This window comes from Pseudomonas sp. NFPP07 (genome assembly GCF_900115645.1).
Taxonomy (GTDB): Bacteria; Pseudomonadota; Gammaproteobacteria; order Pseudomonadales; family Pseudomonadaceae; genus Aquipseudomonas; species Aquipseudomonas chlororaphis.
In genome coordinates this window covers 103,314-118,114 of the sequence record NZ_FOXG01000004.1, presented here as the reverse complement: position 1 = coordinate 118,114, position 14,801 = coordinate 103,314, and the positions used below count along the sequence as shown (strand labels likewise).

Below are 14,801 nucleotides of genomic sequence, written 5' to 3'. Positions count from 1 at the left end.
GAGGCCAGAGATTATTGGCTAATCTAATGCGCCCACCTGAGGGCCACAATCGCCGAAGGCCTTTATAGGTGAGCGTGTTGCCGGGCAATCATTGCTTTTGATACAAGCGTTTGAATGGGCCCGGCTTGACTCTAGTCCAGTTCGCCGGGCCTGAATGAGCATTCCGACCGGAGCGGCGCACGGCACTGTTTCTGCGTAGCGCCGAAGGCGCCCAGCGCGGGGCATGGCCTGCGTGGCGTCTGTGGCGGCGGCGCCTGATTCAGTTCGGGGCAGGCAGGGCGATGGGGGTCAACAGCGGCTGGCCGCTGAAGTGGGCGACGAGGTTCTTGCCCACCAGTTCCACGGTGGCCTGGGTCGCTTCCGGCGACAGCCCGGCGACGTGGGGCGTCAGCACCACATTATTCAGGGTCTTCAAGGCATCCGGCACCCGCGGTTCGTCGTCGAACACGTCCAGGGCCGCGCCGGCGATGCTGCGTTGCTCCAGGGCCTGCAGCAGGTCGGCGGTGTTCACCACGCTGGCGCGGGCGATGTTCACCAGGAAACCCTCCGGCCCCAGGGCCTGCAGCACGGCTTTGTCGATCAGCTGGCGAGTGCCTATGCCGCCGGGCGTGGCGACCACCAGGAAGTCCGAATGCCGCGCCAGTTCGGTCGGGGTCGGGCAGAAACTGTAGGGCACGTCGCTGCGGATCTGCCGGTTGTGGTAGCTGACGCTCATGTCGAAGCCATTGGCGCAGCGTTTGGCGATGGCCAGGCCGACGGCGCCGAGGCCGAGCACGCCCAGGCGCTTGCCGGCCAGGGACGGGCGCATGACTTTCGGCCATTCGCCGCGCCGCACGGCGGCATCGGCGCGGGGGATGTCACGCACCAGGGACAGCAACAGGGCCATGGCGTGGTCGGCCACCGACGAGGCGTTGACCCCGGCGCCGTTGCTCACCGCTATGCCACGGTTGCTCGCCGCCTGCAGGTCGACCTGCTCGTAGCCGGCGCCGATCACACAGATGATTTCCAGGTGCGGCAGGGCGGCGATTTCTTCGGCGCTCAGGCCCAGCGGACCACGGGTGAGCACCGCGTTGATCTGCCCGGCATGGGCCCTGATGGCGTCCGCCCGCTCGCTGGGGGTTGGCGCGAGGATCAGGTGGAAGCCCTGGTTTTCCAGGATCCACAGGTAGTCATTGATGGTTTCGACGAGGACCAGAACGGTGGCGGGCATGCGTGTCTCCTGAAGGACTGAAGAGGGACGGACGGCGTATGGCGCAGCGACGGCAACCGGCGTACAGCTCAGGGAGCTGCTGTACCGTGATAAACCACTCAAGCGCTCAAGATTGCGGATTGCAGAGCGCTTTGGCAAGGCACGGTCGCGGGTTTTTCCCGCGACCGCGGCCTGGAGAGCGTCGCCGCCCTCGAGGGCCTGATCGCCAGCAAGCTTGGCTTCTGCAGAAGCAATCTCAACTCTGCCTCGCTTCTGCAGAGAGGGCATTCAGAAACGGATATCGGCGGTTTTCACTCGTCGGACAAAGGCGCCGTCCAGGGTTGCGTTGTGGTGGTCGATGATGGCTTTGGCCGAGAGCAGCGGCGTGTCCATGCAGGTATGGGCGTCCTCCGCCAGCACGGCGGCGAACCCCAGGTCCAGGGCGGCGCGGCAGGTGGCGTCGATGCAGTACTGGGTTTTCATGCCGACGATCACCAGCTCATCGACCTGCGCCGCCCGCAGGTGTTCGGCCAGCCCGGTGCCGACAAAACAATTGGGGCGGGTTTTGTCCAGCCGCCGGTCGCCGGCCTCGAGTTGCAATTGCGCCAGCAGTTGCCACGGCGCGCTGCCGGCGGCGATGGGCGAGCCTTGCGGGCCGGTATGGCGCACGGCGATCACCGGCGCGCCGGCCTGCCGGGCGCGGTGGATCAACTGGTTGATGTTGTCGAGCACGCGCTGCCCCTCGAAGGGCTGCTCTGGCCCGTGAAACAGGCCGACCTGCATGTCGACGATCAATAGGGCGGGGCGCTGGGCCTGGGGTGACGGCATGGTGTTTCTCCTTGTGAGCCAGCTGGACGGAGAAACAAAAGGCCCCGTCCATTGCTGGCGGGGCCTTGGGTTCGACTGCGCTGTTGTCAGCTCATGCAGCGACCACACGACCCGCCGGAAGCGGTCGTGGTGGTAGTGCGGGTGAGATGGCGCGGGAAGAGATTCATGGCGCCGATCATGGGGCCTGGGTTCGCCCACTGTCAATCCGAGAAGGATGCTGGTTTGAGTGTCCGGGCATTGGCGGTTTTCAGCCGTCGGGCGAGGGCGCCGAAGGCCTGGTGCTGCTTTTTGCAGTGCTGCATCAACGAGCCGGGCGGGTAATCGATGGGGCCTGTGGACTACGCTGAGCTTGCTTGAGTGTCTTGAACGGGTGCGGGTCAGCGCTCCTGACCAGCAGGTCGCTTTCAGGACACGATGGGTCGCCTGGGTGCAATCGCCGGACCATGGCGATGGGCAAGCTTCCAGGATGCCCCGGACCCGGTGCGCCAAGACACTTGGCCGGAGAGCAAGAATGGCGACCGACAATCCACGCCTCCGTGACGTGGCCGGGCGCTGCAGCCGAAGACTCCGGACGGCTACCGCTATGTAGCGATGTCGTTCGAGATGCCGAGGTACGTTTATGTCTGATGACACGCTTCACCTGCCTTTGATTCACAGCGTGTTGGAGCGCGAAAAGGACACCCCCGGTGCCTTGCTGCCCATTCTCCACGCCATTCAGGACGGTTGCGGGTACATCCCCGACACCGCCATCCCCGAGATTGCCCATGCCCTCAACCTCAGCCTGGCTGAAGTGCACGGCGTGATCAGCTTCTACCACGATTTCCGTACCACGCCGCCCGCGCGCCATACCCTGCGCCTGTGCCGGGCCGAGTCCTGCCAGAGCCGGGGCGCCGAACGCCTGGCTGCGCAGCTGCGCGAACAACTGTTGCTGGACGACCATGGCACCACCGCCGACGGCAGTATCAACCTGCGACCGGTCTACTGCCTGGGGGCCTGCGCCTGTTCGCCAGCCCTGGAACTGGACGGCGAGCTGCACGCCCGGATCACCCCCGAGCGCCTGCGCCAGCTGGTGAGTGGCTGCCTGGAGGATGGCGCATGCTGAAGCTCTATATCCCCCGCGACTCGGTGGCCCGTGCCGTGGGCGCGGACAAGGTGGCCGTTGCTCTGGTGCGTGAGGCCGAACGTCGACAATTGTCGTTGGAGCTGTGCCGCACCAGTTCCCGTGGCCTTTATTGGCTGGAGCCGCTGCTGGAAGTGGACAGCGCCGACGGCCGCCTGGGTTTCGGCCCCCTGACCCCGGAGGACGTGCCGAGCCTGCTCGACGCCCTGGCGGGCGACCCCGGCAGCCATCCGTTGGCCCTGGGGCCGGTGGAGCAGATCCCTTATCTGCAGAGCCAGCAGCGCCTGCTGTTCGCTCGGGCCGGCATCACTCAACCGCTGTCCCTGGACGACTACCGCACCCACGGCGGTTTCCAGGGCCTGGCCCGGGCCATCCAGATGGAGGGCGCGCAGGTGGTCGCCAGCGTGCTCGACTCCGGCCTGCGCGGCCGCGGTGGCGCGGCCTTTCCGGCGGGGATCAAGTGGCGCACCGTGCGCGAAGCCGCGGGTGCCCAGAAATACGTGGTCTGTAACGCCGATGAAGGCGACTCCGGCACCTTCGCCGACCGCATGCTGATGGAAGGCGACCCCTTCCTGCTGATCGAAGGCATGATTATCGCCGGCATCGCGGTGGGGGCCAGCAAGGGCTATATCTACGTGCGCTCGGAATACCCGGACGCCATCGGCACCCTGAACGAGGCCCTGCGCATCGCTCGCGAGGCCGGTTACCTGGGGGCGAACGTCGGCGGTAGCGGCCGTCCCTTCGAGCTGGACGTGCGGGTGGGGGCCGGCGCCTACATCTGCGGTGAGGAAACGGCGCTGCTGGAATCCCTCGAAGGCAAGCGCGGCACGGTTCGCGCCAAGCCGCCGCTGCCGGCGCTGCAGGGCCTGTTCGGCTTGCCAACACTGGTGCACAACGTGCTGACCCTGGCTTCGGTGCCGATCATCCTGGAGAAGGGCGCGCCGTTCTATCGCGACTTCGGTATGGGGCGTTCCCTGGGCACCATGCCGTTCCAGCTGGCCGGCAACGTCCGCCAGGCGGGCCTGGTGGAACGCGCTTTCGGCCTGAGCCTGCGCGAGCTGGTGGAAGGTTATGGCGGCGGTACCGCCAGCGGCCGGCCATTGAAGGCGGCGCAAGTGGGTGGGCCGCTGGGGGCCTGGGTGCCCCCCGCGCAGTTCGATACGCCGCTGGACTATGAGGCGTTCGCCGCCATGGGCGCGATGCTCGGCCACGGTGGCGTGGTGGTCGCCGACGACAGCCTGGACATGGCCCACATGGCCCGTTTCGCCTTGCAGTTCTGCGCCGAGGAATCCTGCGGCAAGTGCACGCCGTGCCGGATCGGCTCGACCCGTGGGGTGGAGGTGGTGGACCGCTTGATCGCCAGCACCGACGCCGCGGCCCGTGAGGAGCAGGCGCTGCTGCTGCAAGACCTCTGCGACACTCTGCAATACGGCTCGCTCTGTGCCCTGGGCGGGATGACTTCCTACCCCGTCGCCAGCGCCCTCAAGCACTTTCCCGCCGACTTCGGTCTGGCGACCACGGAGGCCGACCAATGATCAATATCTTCGACCCTACCAGTGATATCGACCTCGGCACCCCGGCCCGCGAAAGCGCGGTACAGGTCAGCCTGACCATCGACGGCCGGGAAATCAGCGTCGCTTCTGGTACCTCAGTGATGCGCGCCGCGGCGTTGCTCGGCACCACCATTCCCAAACTCTGCGCCACCGACAGCCTGGAAGCCTTCGGCTCCTGCCGCATGTGCCTGGTGGAGATCGAGGGCATGCGCGGTTATCCGGCCTCCTGCACTACGCCTGTGACCGAGGGCATGGTCGTCCACACCCAGACTTCCAAGCTCGCCAGCCTGCGGCGCAACGTGATGGAGCTGTATATCTCCGACCACCCGCTGGACTGCCTGACCTGCTCGGCCAACGGCAACTGCGAGTTGCAGACGGTGGCGGGGCAGGTGGGCCTGCGGGAAGTGCGCTACGGCTACGAAGGCGCCAACCACCTGGACGAACAGAAGGACGTCTCCAACCCCTATTTCGACTACGACCCGAGCAAGTGCATCGTCTGCAACCGCTGCGTGCGTGCCTGTGAGGAAACCCAGGGCACCTTCGCCCTGACCATCAGCGGGCGCGGCTTCGATTCCCGGGTGGCGGCGGCCGGCGGCGACAATTTCCTCGACTCCGAGTGCGTGTCCTGCGGCGCCTGCGTGCAGGCCTGCCCGACCGCCACCCTGATGGAAAAGAGCGTGGTGGAAATCGGCCAGCCCGAGCGCAGCGTCATCACCACCTGCGCCTACTGCGGCGTGGGCTGCTCCTTCCGCGCGGAAATGAAAGGCGAGCAACTGGTGCGCATGGTCCCGGACAAGAACGGCCAGGCCAACCACGGCCATTCCTGCGTCAAGGGTCGCTTCGCCTGGGGCTACGCCACCCACCCGGACCGCATCACCAAGCCGATGATCCGCAAGCACATCAGCGATCCGTGGCAAGAAGTCAGCTGGGAAGAGGCGGTCACCTACGCGGCCAGCGAGTTGCGCCGCATCCAGCTGAAATACGGACGCGACTCCATCGGCGGTATCACCTCCAGCCGTTGCACCAACGAAGAGACCTACCTGGTGCAGAAGCTGGTGCGCACCGCCTTCGGCAACAACAACGTCGACACCTGCGCCCGGGTCTGCCATTCGCCCACCGGCTACGGCCTCAAGCAGACGCTGGGCGAATCCGCCGGCACCCAGAGTTTCGACTCGGTGATGCAGGCCGACGTCATCCTGGTGATGGGCGCCAACCCTACCGACGCCCACCCGGTATTTGGTTCCCAGCTCAAGCGTCGCCTGCGCCAGGGCGCGCGGCTGATCGTCATCGACCCGCGGCGCATCGACCTGGTGGATTCGCCCCATGCCCGTGCCGACTTGCATTTGCAGCTGCGTCCGGGCACCAACGTGGCCATGCTCAACGCATTGGCCCATGTGATCGTCACCGAGGGCCTGGTCAACCAGCCTTTCGTCGATCAGCGCTGCGAAGCGGCGGACTTCGCCCGCTGGCGCGATTTCGTCAGCCTGGCGGAGAATTCCCCCGAGGTCCTGGGGCCGATTTGTGGGGTGCCCGCCAGGCAGATCCGCGACGCCGCGCGGCTTTACGCCACCGGCGGCAACGCGGCTATCTACTACGGCCTGGGCGTCACCGAGCACAGCCAGGGCAGCACCTCGGTGATGGGCATCGCCAACCTGGCGATGGTCACCGGCAACATCGGCCGCGAAGGTGTCGGGGTCAACCCGCTGCGCGGGCAGAACAACGTCCAGGGCTCCTGCGACATGGGTTCCTTCCCCCACGAGCTGCCTGGCTATCGGCATATTTCCAACGAGGCGGTGCGCGCCGAGTTCGAACAGGCCTGGAGCGTGACCCTGCAACCCGACCCGGGCCTGCGCATTCCCAATATGTTCGAGGCGGCCCTGGACGGCACCTTCAAGGCGCTCTACTGCCAGGGTGAGGACATTGCCCAGAGCGACCCCAACACCCAGCACGTGACCGCCGCCCTGACGGCCATGGAGTGCGTGGTGGTGCAGGACATCTTCCTCAACGAGACGGCCAAGTTCGCCCATGTGTTCCTGCCGGGCAGCTCCTTCCTCGAGAAGGACGGCACCTTCACCAACGCCGAGCGTCGTATCTCGCGGGTGCGCAAGGTGATGGAGCCGCTGGCCGGCAAGGCCGACTGGGAGGCCACCATCGCCCTGGCCGAGGCCCTGGGCTACAAAATGCAGTACAGCCATCCATCGGAGATCATGGATGAGATCGCGCGCCTGACGCCGACCTTCCACCGCGTCAGCTACGCCGAGCTGGACCGCCACGGCAGCCTGCAATGGCCGTGCAACGATGCCGCGCCGGACGGCACGCCGACCATGCACATCGATGAGTTCGTGCGCGGCAAGGGCCGCTTCATGCTCACCGGCTACGTGCCCACCGAGGAGAAGGTCAACAGCCGCTACCCGTTGCTGCTGACCACCGGGCGCATCCTCAGCCAGTACAACGTCGGCGCCCAGACCCGGCGCACCGACAACGTGGCCTGGCACGAGGAGGATCGCCTGGAAATCCACCCGACCGACGCCGAGAACCGCGGCATCGTCGATGGCGATTGGGTCGGCATCGGCAGTCGCGCCGGGCAGACAGTGCTGCGGGCCAAGGTCAGCGAGCGGGTGGCGCCGGGGGTGGTCTACACCACCTTCCACTTCCCGGAATCGGGCGCCAACGTGATCACCACCGACAACTCCGACTGGGCCACCAACTGCCCGGAATACAAGGTGACGGCGGTAGAGGTGGTGCGGGTCAACCAGCCTTCCGAATGGCAGAAGCGTTATCAGGCGTTCAGCGATGAACAGGGGCGCCTGTTGCGGGAGCGTCGTCACGCCGAGAAAGCCGAGGTGCGCCGATGAGCAGCGAAAGCCTGATCAAGATGGCCAACCAGATTGCCCAGTTCTTCGCCAGCGAACCGGACAAGGCCCAGGCAGTGCGTAGCGTGCGCCAGCATCTGAAGAGCTTCTGGACGCCGGCCATGCGCAGAGAGCTGACCGCCTGGGAAGTGACACACCCCGGCGCGGCGCTGCACCCCCTGGTGCAGGCGGCGTTGAAGGAAGAGGAAGCGCAGACCTAGCGTTTGCCAATGGCGGGCACACCTTGAACCGGACCGCCTCATTGCAACCAACCAGAAGCCAGGGCCTTGCCCTGGCTTCTGCTTTTGATGGGCACACCTGCTGTCTTCAGGAGCATGCCGATGGGGATGATGATCCGCGCGCCCGGCACGCAGGCCAGCCGAAACCCGGGGCCAGCGCTTGCCACAGATCAATGAAACCTTGTGCCCGACCCCGCAAAACCGCGCTCCAGACATCTGCACCGGCAAACCGTTCCTCAGCTAAGTCTTTGCTTCTGGTGAGTAATCCCGGACAATCGCGCCCCTGTTTCGGCGAGGGCTCTGTCTGTCGGGTACTCCGACGCGCCCTGGCCGAGTGGCAAATGACCGGAATGTGGAGATCCCACCGGATGAATGATCAGGCCAACAGCGTTGATCAACGCTTTGAAGCGGCAGCCCCAGCGACCCTAGCTAGCTGGAATCGCCAAGACACTACCTGGATGCTGGGCCTGTTCGGCACCGCCATCGGTGCTGGCACCCTGTTTTTGCCGATCAACGCTGGCCTGGGCGGCTTCTGGCCGCTGCTGGTCCTGGCGCTGCTGGCCTTTCCGATGACCTTCTTCGCCCACCGCGGCCTGACCCGCTTCGTGCTTTCCGGGCGTGACGGCGCGGACATCACCGAAGTGGTGGAAGAGCATTTCGGGATCAAGGCCGGCGCCCTGATCACCTTGCTGTACTTCTTCGCCATCTTCCCGATCCTGCTGATCTACAGCGTGGCCCTGACTAACACCGTGGGCAGCTTCATGGAGCACCAGCTGCACATCATGCCGCCGCCGCGCGCCGTGCTGTCGCTGGTGCTGATCCTCGGCCTGCTGGCCGTGGTGCGCTGCGGCGAGCAGGTGATCGTCAAGGCCATGAGCCTGATGGTCTACCCGTTCATCGTCGCCTTGCTGTTCCTCGCGGTGTTCCTGATTCCGCACTGGAACGGCGGCATCCTCAGCACCGCCAGTACCCTGCCTGAGCCTTCGGCGTTCCTGCACACCCTGTGGCTGGCGATCCCGGTCATGGTGTTCTCGTTCAACCACTCGCCGATCATCTCGGCCTTTGCCGTGGACCAGAAGCGCCGGTATGGCGCCCACGCCGAAGAGCGCAGCTCGCAGATCCTGTCCCGCGCCCACCTGCTGATGGTGGCGATGGTGCTGTTCTTCGTCTTCAGCTGCGTGCTGACCCTGTCGCCGGCCCAACTGGCCGAGGCCAAGGCGCAGAACCTGTCGATCCTGTCGTACCTGGCCAACCACTTCAGCAACCCGACCATCGCCTTCGCCGCGCCGTTGATCGCGTTCGTGGCCATCGCCAAGTCGTTCCTGGGCCACTACATCGGCGCCAGCGAAGGCCTCAAGGGGCTGATCGTGAAAAGCGGCCGCCGTCCGGGCGCCAAGGCCCTGGATCGCATGACCGCGGCCTTCATGCTGGTGGTGTGCTGGATAGTCGCCACGCTCAACCCGAGCATCCTCGGGATGATCGAAACCCTGGGCGGCCCGGTCATCGCGGCCATCCTGTTCCTGATGCCGATGTACGCCATCCGCAAGGTGCCGGCCATGGCCCGCTACCGTGGCCAGGCCTCCAATGTGTTCGTCACCCTGGTCGGCCTGGTGGCGATCACCGCGCTGGTCTACTCCCTGAGCGCCTGACCCGCCGGCGGCCCACCGCACGTTGGCGGTGGGTTGCCGCGCAGAAATGCCTGATTCAGCGAAGCCACGGCCGCTGACTGCGTATAAAGCGCGGCGCGGCCGTTTTTCTGGTAGGCCGCAAAGTCCAGGGCCAGCAAGTGGTCGCGGTTGACCCGTTGCGGCTGGCCGAGCCGGCTCAGCGCCACGCCATGGCGCAGGAAATAACGCTCCAGCGCCGGCGTGGTCACCGCCACCACCGAGTTCGCGCCCAGGGTCCAGGCCGTGTGCAGGGTGTGCCAGAACACCCGCATCGGCAGCTTGCCGCCTTCCAGCGCCGAGGCGGCGAAACGCGAGATTTCCCAGGTGTCGTGCTGGCGCGGCAAGGGCCGGTCGCAGAGAAAGCCGAACACGTCCGCCAGCAGATAGGGCTGGGTGGTCGGCAGCAAACGGGCGCAGCCGTGGACCTTTTCCTCGCTGTCCAGCGCCAGGGTGTAGCGGGTGTCTGAGTGGTCGAACTGATCGAGTTCCTGCCCGCACTGGCTGGCGCTGGAGGGCAGTCGCCAACCCAATTGCTTGATGAAGACCGCATGGCGATAGCGGCCGAGGTCGTCGCGCAGGGCCGGTGAAAGCTGGCTTTCATGCCGTGAAATCACAGTGATCATGGGGCGATATCCTTATCGTCGGGTGAAGCGTCAGATCAGCCCCAGGACGGCGGCGTAGGCGGCGGCCAGGGTCTTGTTGGCCGCGCCGAATTTCTTCTGGATGACCTTGAGGTGGAAGTTCACGGTATTCACCGAGATGCCCAGGATCAGGGCAATCTCCCCGGAACTCTTGCCGTCGGCCGTCCATTGCAGGATTTCCCGCTCGCGCGCGCTCAGTTCCAGCTGTTCGGCCTGGCTGCTGGGGTGCCCGAGTTCACCGAGGCGCATGGTCGCCAGTTCGATGATGCAGCGCAGGCGCAGGCGGATTTCTTCCAGTTCCACGGCGCTGATCGCCGTGCATTCACGGGCCACCGACAACACGCTCAGGGCACTGTCGGGCGTGTGGATGGGCAAGGTGGCGCCCACCCGCAAGCCCCATTCCCGGGCCTCGCCCCACAACACCGAGCCTTTGCCGAACAAGGCGTCGCTCCAGACCACCATTTCCGTGGAGCGCAGGCCGTTGAGGATCGTCGGGTCGATCGCGGCGTAGTTCTGTTGCTGGTAACGCTCCACCCAGGCTTGCGGATAAGAGCCATAGATGTCGATTTTCGGGCGGGTGAAGGGGATCGAATGCCTGACTCCGTAAGCGTAAAAATCAAACCCCAGGGACCGGACTTCCCGTTCCAGCAGCGCAAATACCTGTGCGCTCTCCTGTTGCTTGAGCATCTCCATGCGCAGGTCGTTCCACCAGTGCATGAAATCCTGTCGTTTCTCCATGGCGTTCGCCTTGATTCCTTGCACGTCAGGGAATCTAGTCCAGGGCAATACGCTGTCAATATTCATGAAATTCATAGGAAACCCCGCAACGGCCCTGATCTGGCGCTCTGCACCAGGCCACCCGGGTGCGGGGCCGGCAATTCGGGCGGTGGTAGGCGTGGAGGGGGCTCACGGCCAAGGCTGGCCTGCGGCGCTATGTCACTGTGTGGCGGGGTGCCGCAAAGGCACTGGCCAGGCCGATAAGGGCAAAAGACGTCCCCGGCAAAACCGCTGGCGAGCATGCGCATAACTCTTTTCCTTGAGTGTTCTGGCCGTCTCTGGCCAAGGGGCAGGGGGCAGCTTCAGGCAAAGCGCAGGCGGGTGATGGGTTCCACAGCGGTGGTTGGCTCGCGGGCTGCCCGGGCGCTCGGCAGCAACGGGGCGAGCAGGGCGCGATGCACGCCATCGGCGGCGGTTCTCGATTCCAGGTCGAGAAAATGCCCGCAGTCCTCGACCACCGCGAAGCGGCAATCGCGCACATGAGTCTTGCGCTGCGGGTCGTTGCCCGGTTGTTCGACATGCCCGGGGTAGTCGTTGAACGCTTTCTCGATCACACAATGGTTACGCCACATAGCACACCTCCATTTGTTGCTTTTGACGGGGCGAAAGAATCCGCGGCAGCTGAGATCCAGCTGTCGTGCGCGGAATGTTTTTATAGTCGTGTGAGCGCTTCGAACGATCGGCGCGGGTTGACAGCTGTCATCCCAAGGCCATGGCAAGCAGGCAGCGTTCGACATTCGGGCGAGCGTCGGGCGCCGTTGGCAGTGGCGTGATTTTTAGCAAGGGCGGGGGAGGGCTAACAACTACCAGATCTGGTAGGTAAAGACGCCTGGCGTTCTGCCGCCAGAGCGACTAGCGAGCGGATCGCCGGGATAAAAAAACGCCGCGTATCGTCGTGGGATACGCGGCGTTCTTCATTGCCTTGCAGCCTTAGGCTTGAACCACCGGAATCTTGGCGTTCGCGGCAGCCTCACGGAACTCGGCGATCTGGTCGAAGCTCAGGTAGCGGTACACGTCCGCTGCCATGCTGTCGATCTTGCCGGCGTATTCCATGTACTCCTCGACGGTCGGCAGGCGACCCAGGATGGACGCAACGGACGCCAGCTCGGCCGAAGCCAGGTAGACGTTCGCGCCGTCACCCAGACGGTTCGGGAAGTTACGGGTCGAAGTCGAAACCACGGTGGAGTTCGGCTCGACGCGGGCCTGGTTACCCATGCACAGCGAGCAGCCCGGCATTTCCATGCGCGCGCCAGCCTTGCCGTAGATGCCGTAGTAGCCTTCTTCGGTCAGCTGGTGAGCGTCCATCTTGGTCGGCGGCGACAGCCACAGACGGGTTGGCAGCTGGCCCTTGACCTGATCCAGCAGCTTACCGGCAGCGCGGAAGTGACCGATGTTGGTCATGCAGGAACCGATGAACACTTCGTCGATCTTCTCGCCAGCGACGCTGGAGAGCAGGCGAGCGTCGTCCGGGTCGTTCGGCGCGCAGAGCACAGGCTCCTTGACGTCGGCCAGGTCGATCTCGATGACTTCGGCGTACTCGGCGTCCTTGTCGGCTTCCAGCAGCTCAGGGTTGGCCAGCCAGGCTTCCATCGCCTGGGCGCGACGCTCCAGGGTACGGGCATCGCCGTAGCCTTCGCCGATCATCCAGCGCAGCAGGGTGATGTTCGATTGCAGGTATTCGGCGATCGACTCTTTGGACAGCTTGATGGTGCAACCGGCAGCCGAACGTTCGGCCGAGGCGTCGGACAGTTCGAAGGCTTGCTCGACGGTCAGGGTTTCCAGACCTTCGATCTCCAGGATGCGGCCGGAGAAGGCGTTCTTCTTGCCTTTCTTCTCGACGGTCAGCAGGCCTTTCTGGATCGCGTAGTAAGGGATGGCATGAACCAGGTCACGCAGGGTGACGCCAGGCTGCAGCTTGCCCTTGAAACGGACCAGGATCGATTCCGGCATGTCCAGCGGCATGACGCCAGTGGCGGCGGCGAAGGCCACCAGGCCGGAACCGGCCGGGAACGAGATGCCGATCGGGAAACGGGTGTGGGAGTCGCCACCGGTGCCGACGGTGTCCGGCAGCAGCATGCGGTTCAGCCAGCTGTGGATGATGCCGTCGCCCGGACGCAGGGACACGCCGCCACGGGTCATGATGAAGTCAGGCAGGGTGTGGTGGGTGGTGACGTCGATCGGCTTCGGATAGGCCGCGGTGTGGCAGAACGACTGCATCACCAGGTCGGTGGAGAAGCCCAGGCAAGCCAGGTCCTTCAGTTCGTCACGGGTCATCGGGCCAGTGGTGTCCTGGGAGCCGACGGTGGTCATCTTCGGTTCGCAGTAGGTGCCTGGACGCACGCCTTTCACGCCGCACGCCTTGCCGACCATTTTCTGCGCCAGGGTGAAGCCCTTGGTGCTTTCGGCCGGCGCTTCCGGCTTCTTGAACAGGTCCGAAGGTGGCAGGCCCAGTTCGGTACGGGCCTTCTCGGTCAGGCCACGGCCGATGATCAGCGGGATACGACCGCCGGCACGGACTTCGTCGAGCAGGACCGGGGTCTTCATTTCGAAGGTGGCCAGGACTTCGTCGCTGTTGTGCTTGGTGACTTTACCGGCGTGAGGATACAGGTCGATCACGTCGCCCATGTTCATCTTCGACACATCGAATTCGATCGGCAGGGCGCCAGCGTCTTCCATGGTGTTGTAGAAGATCGGTGCGATCTTGCTGCCGAAGCAGAAGCCGCCTGCGCGCTTGTTCGGCACGTAAGGAACGTCGTCGCCGAAGAACCACAGCACGGAGTTGGTCGCCGATTTACGCGACGAACCGGTACCGACCACGTCGCCGACGTAGGCGATCGGGAAGCCCTGGCCGCGCATTTCCTCGATCTGCTTCATCGGGCCGGTCTTGCCTTGCTCGTCCGGAACGATGCCGTCACGGGCCATTTTCAGCATGGCCAGGGCGTGCAGCGGGATGTCGGGACGGGACCAGGCATCCGGGGCAGGGGACAGGTCGTCGGTGTTGGTTTCGCCCGTCACCTTGAACACGCGCAGGCTGATCTTGTCGGCCAGTACCGGGCGGTTCTTGAACCACTCGCCGTCGGCCCAGGATTGCAGTACGCCCTGGGCGTGAACGTTGCCGTTCTTGGCTTTTTCCGCGACGTCGTGGAAGGCATCGAACATCAGCAGGGTGTGCTTGAGCTGTGCGGCCGCGACCGGCGCCAGCTCGGCGTCGTCCAGCAGTTCGACCAGGGTCACGATGTTGTAGCCGCCCTGCATGGTGCCCAGCAGTTCAACGGCGCGCTTCTTGTCCAGCAGAGGGGATTTGGCTTCGCCTTTGGCCAGCGCGGAGAGGAAACCGGCCTTCACATAGGCGGCTTCGTCGACTCCTGGCGGAACGCGATTGGTGATCAGGTCAACGAGGAAGGCTTCTTCGCCAGCGGGGGGATTCTTCAGCAGCTCGACCAGGCCTGCAGTTTGTTCGGCGTTTAGCGGCTGGGGAACGATACCCAGGGCTGCACGCTCTTCGATATGTTTGCGGTAGGCTTCAAGCACAGTATTACCCTCATCAGTGGTCCCAAATGGGTGTCCGGGACGCTCATCCCGAAATTGCCGTACTCATGCGCTGCGTGACGTTATGGGTCGCTTAGCCAGAATTACCGGCAATTCCTTACAGAAGCTGCTTTCAAAGTTTTACGCCTGCAGAACGGGAGCTGATGAGGGTTGGCGCTGGGCTTTCCCCGCTGGAAAGACCCATCGCCAACACCGCTCTGAAGGAACGACTGTGCTCGTGACGCTTTGAAAACAGCTTCTAACGGACATTGGCGCCTAAAAAGGCTGGCTGATTCTACGGCAAAAAAAATTTAAAGGTAAGACAGGGTCTATTGGACTTTGGTGGCGAGCCGCGTTGCTGGGCCAACGTGTGCGAGGCAAGGCGCGGGATGCCGCCAATGGTTGTT

Annotated in this window: 10 protein-coding genes and 1 pseudogene; 5 read left to right on the top strand and 6 right to left on the bottom strand. The window is 64.7% G+C overall.

Translation table 11 applies throughout. From position 1 onward, the window contains the following. Positions 1 to 259: 259 nt before the first annotated feature. Both BM019_RS11705 and BM019_RS11700 read right to left on the bottom strand, forming a co-directional pair. Positions 260 to 1,210 carry a 2-hydroxyacid dehydrogenase gene (locus BM019_RS11705; RefSeq protein WP_009043418.1) on the bottom strand — a complete coding sequence of 317 codons (951 nt, stop codon included), beginning with the start codon at positions 1,208 to 1,210 and terminating at the stop codon, positions 260 to 262. Positions 1,211 to 1,477: 267 nt separating this feature from the next. After that, entirely contained in the window at positions 1,478 to 2,017 is a 540-nt protein-coding gene (locus tag BM019_RS11700) for a cysteine hydrolase family protein (protein WP_009043419.1), read from the bottom strand. A 619-nt stretch (positions 2,018 to 2,636) separates the two neighbouring features. Between BM019_RS11700 and BM019_RS11695 the strand changes: the two genes are divergently transcribed. From BM019_RS11695 to BM019_RS11675, 5 genes are all read left to right on the top strand, one after another. Beyond that, the gene (locus tag BM019_RS11695) at positions 2,637 to 3,119 is read left to right on the top strand and encodes a formate dehydrogenase subunit gamma (protein ID WP_007923877.1); all 483 of its coding nucleotides are present in this window, start codon (positions 2,637 to 2,639) and stop codon (positions 3,117 to 3,119) included. Next, on the top strand, positions 3,113 to 4,672 hold the full coding sequence (locus tag BM019_RS11690; RefSeq protein WP_092418331.1) for a formate dehydrogenase beta subunit: 1,560 nt from the start codon (positions 3,113 to 3,115) through the stop codon (positions 4,670 to 4,672). Before BM019_RS11695 ends, BM019_RS11690 begins: the two co-directional genes overlap by 7 nt. Beyond that, positions 4,669 to 7,545 carry a formate dehydrogenase subunit alpha gene (gene fdhF, locus BM019_RS11685; RefSeq protein WP_092418330.1) on the top strand — a complete coding sequence of 959 codons (2,877 nt, stop codon included), beginning with the start codon at positions 4,669 to 4,671 and terminating at the stop codon, positions 7,543 to 7,545. Before BM019_RS11690 ends, fdhF begins: the two co-directional genes overlap by 4 nt. Further along, a complete protein-coding gene (locus BM019_RS11680; protein ID WP_085531319.1) occupies positions 7,542 to 7,763 on the top strand; it encodes a formate dehydrogenase subunit delta in 222 nt (73 codons plus the stop codon). Before fdhF ends, BM019_RS11680 begins: the two co-directional genes overlap by 4 nt. A gap of 386 nt (positions 7,764 to 8,149) precedes the next feature. After that, positions 8,150 to 9,430, top strand: coding sequence for a serine/threonine transporter (locus BM019_RS11675; RefSeq protein WP_009043431.1), 1,281 nt, complete (start codon positions 8,150 to 8,152; stop codon positions 9,428 to 9,430). Here the strand turns inward: BM019_RS11675 and BM019_RS11670 are convergent. The 4 genes and pseudogenes from BM019_RS11670 to acnB form a co-directional block, all read right to left on the bottom strand. Continuing rightward, entirely contained in the window at positions 9,412 to 10,071 is a 660-nt protein-coding gene (locus BM019_RS11670) for an acyl-homoserine-lactone synthase (protein WP_092418329.1), read from the bottom strand. The genes BM019_RS11675 and BM019_RS11670 overlap by 19 nt on opposite strands. 30 nt (positions 10,072 to 10,101) lie before the next feature. Further along, positions 10,102 to 10,827, bottom strand: coding sequence for an autoinducer binding domain-containing protein (locus tag BM019_RS11665; RefSeq protein WP_085531315.1), 726 nt, complete (start codon positions 10,825 to 10,827; stop codon positions 10,102 to 10,104). A gap of 341 nt (positions 10,828 to 11,168) precedes the next feature. Then, positions 11,169 to 11,336, bottom strand: a pseudogene (locus BM019_RS31220) (hypothetical protein); the annotation flags it as partial. Positions 11,337 to 11,796: 460 nt separating this feature from the next. Next, the gene (gene acnB, locus BM019_RS11655) at positions 11,797 to 14,397 is read right to left on the bottom strand and encodes a bifunctional aconitate hydratase 2/2-methylisocitrate dehydratase (RefSeq protein WP_009043435.1); all 2,601 of its coding nucleotides are present in this window, start codon (positions 14,395 to 14,397) and stop codon (positions 11,797 to 11,799) included. Positions 14,398 to 14,801: the final 404 nt, after the last annotated feature.

Coding starts and splice junctions, on each gene's coding strand:
- BM019_RS11705 (WP_009043418.1), bottom strand. CDS start 1,210: ATGCCCGCCACCGTTCTGGTCCTCGTCGAAACCATCAATGACTACCTG.
- BM019_RS11700 (WP_009043419.1), bottom strand. CDS start 2,017: ATGCCGTCACCCCAGGCCCAGCGCCCCGCCCTATTGATCGTCGACATG.
- BM019_RS11695 (WP_007923877.1), top strand. CDS start 2,637: ATGTCTGATGACACGCTTCACCTGCCTTTGATTCACAGCGTGTTGGAG.
- BM019_RS11690 (WP_092418331.1), top strand. CDS start 3,113: ATGCTGAAGCTCTATATCCCCCGCGACTCGGTGGCCCGTGCCGTGGGC.
- fdhF (WP_092418330.1), top strand. CDS start 4,669: ATGATCAATATCTTCGACCCTACCAGTGATATCGACCTCGGCACCCCG.
- BM019_RS11680 (WP_085531319.1), top strand. CDS start 7,542: ATGAGCAGCGAAAGCCTGATCAAGATGGCCAACCAGATTGCCCAGTTC.
- BM019_RS11675 (WP_009043431.1), top strand. CDS start 8,150: ATGAATGATCAGGCCAACAGCGTTGATCAACGCTTTGAAGCGGCAGCC.
- BM019_RS11670 (WP_092418329.1), bottom strand. CDS start 10,071: ATGATCACTGTGATTTCACGGCATGAAAGCCAGCTTTCACCGGCCCTG.
- BM019_RS11665 (WP_085531315.1), bottom strand. CDS start 10,827: ATGGAGAAACGACAGGATTTCATGCACTGGTGGAACGACCTGCGCATG.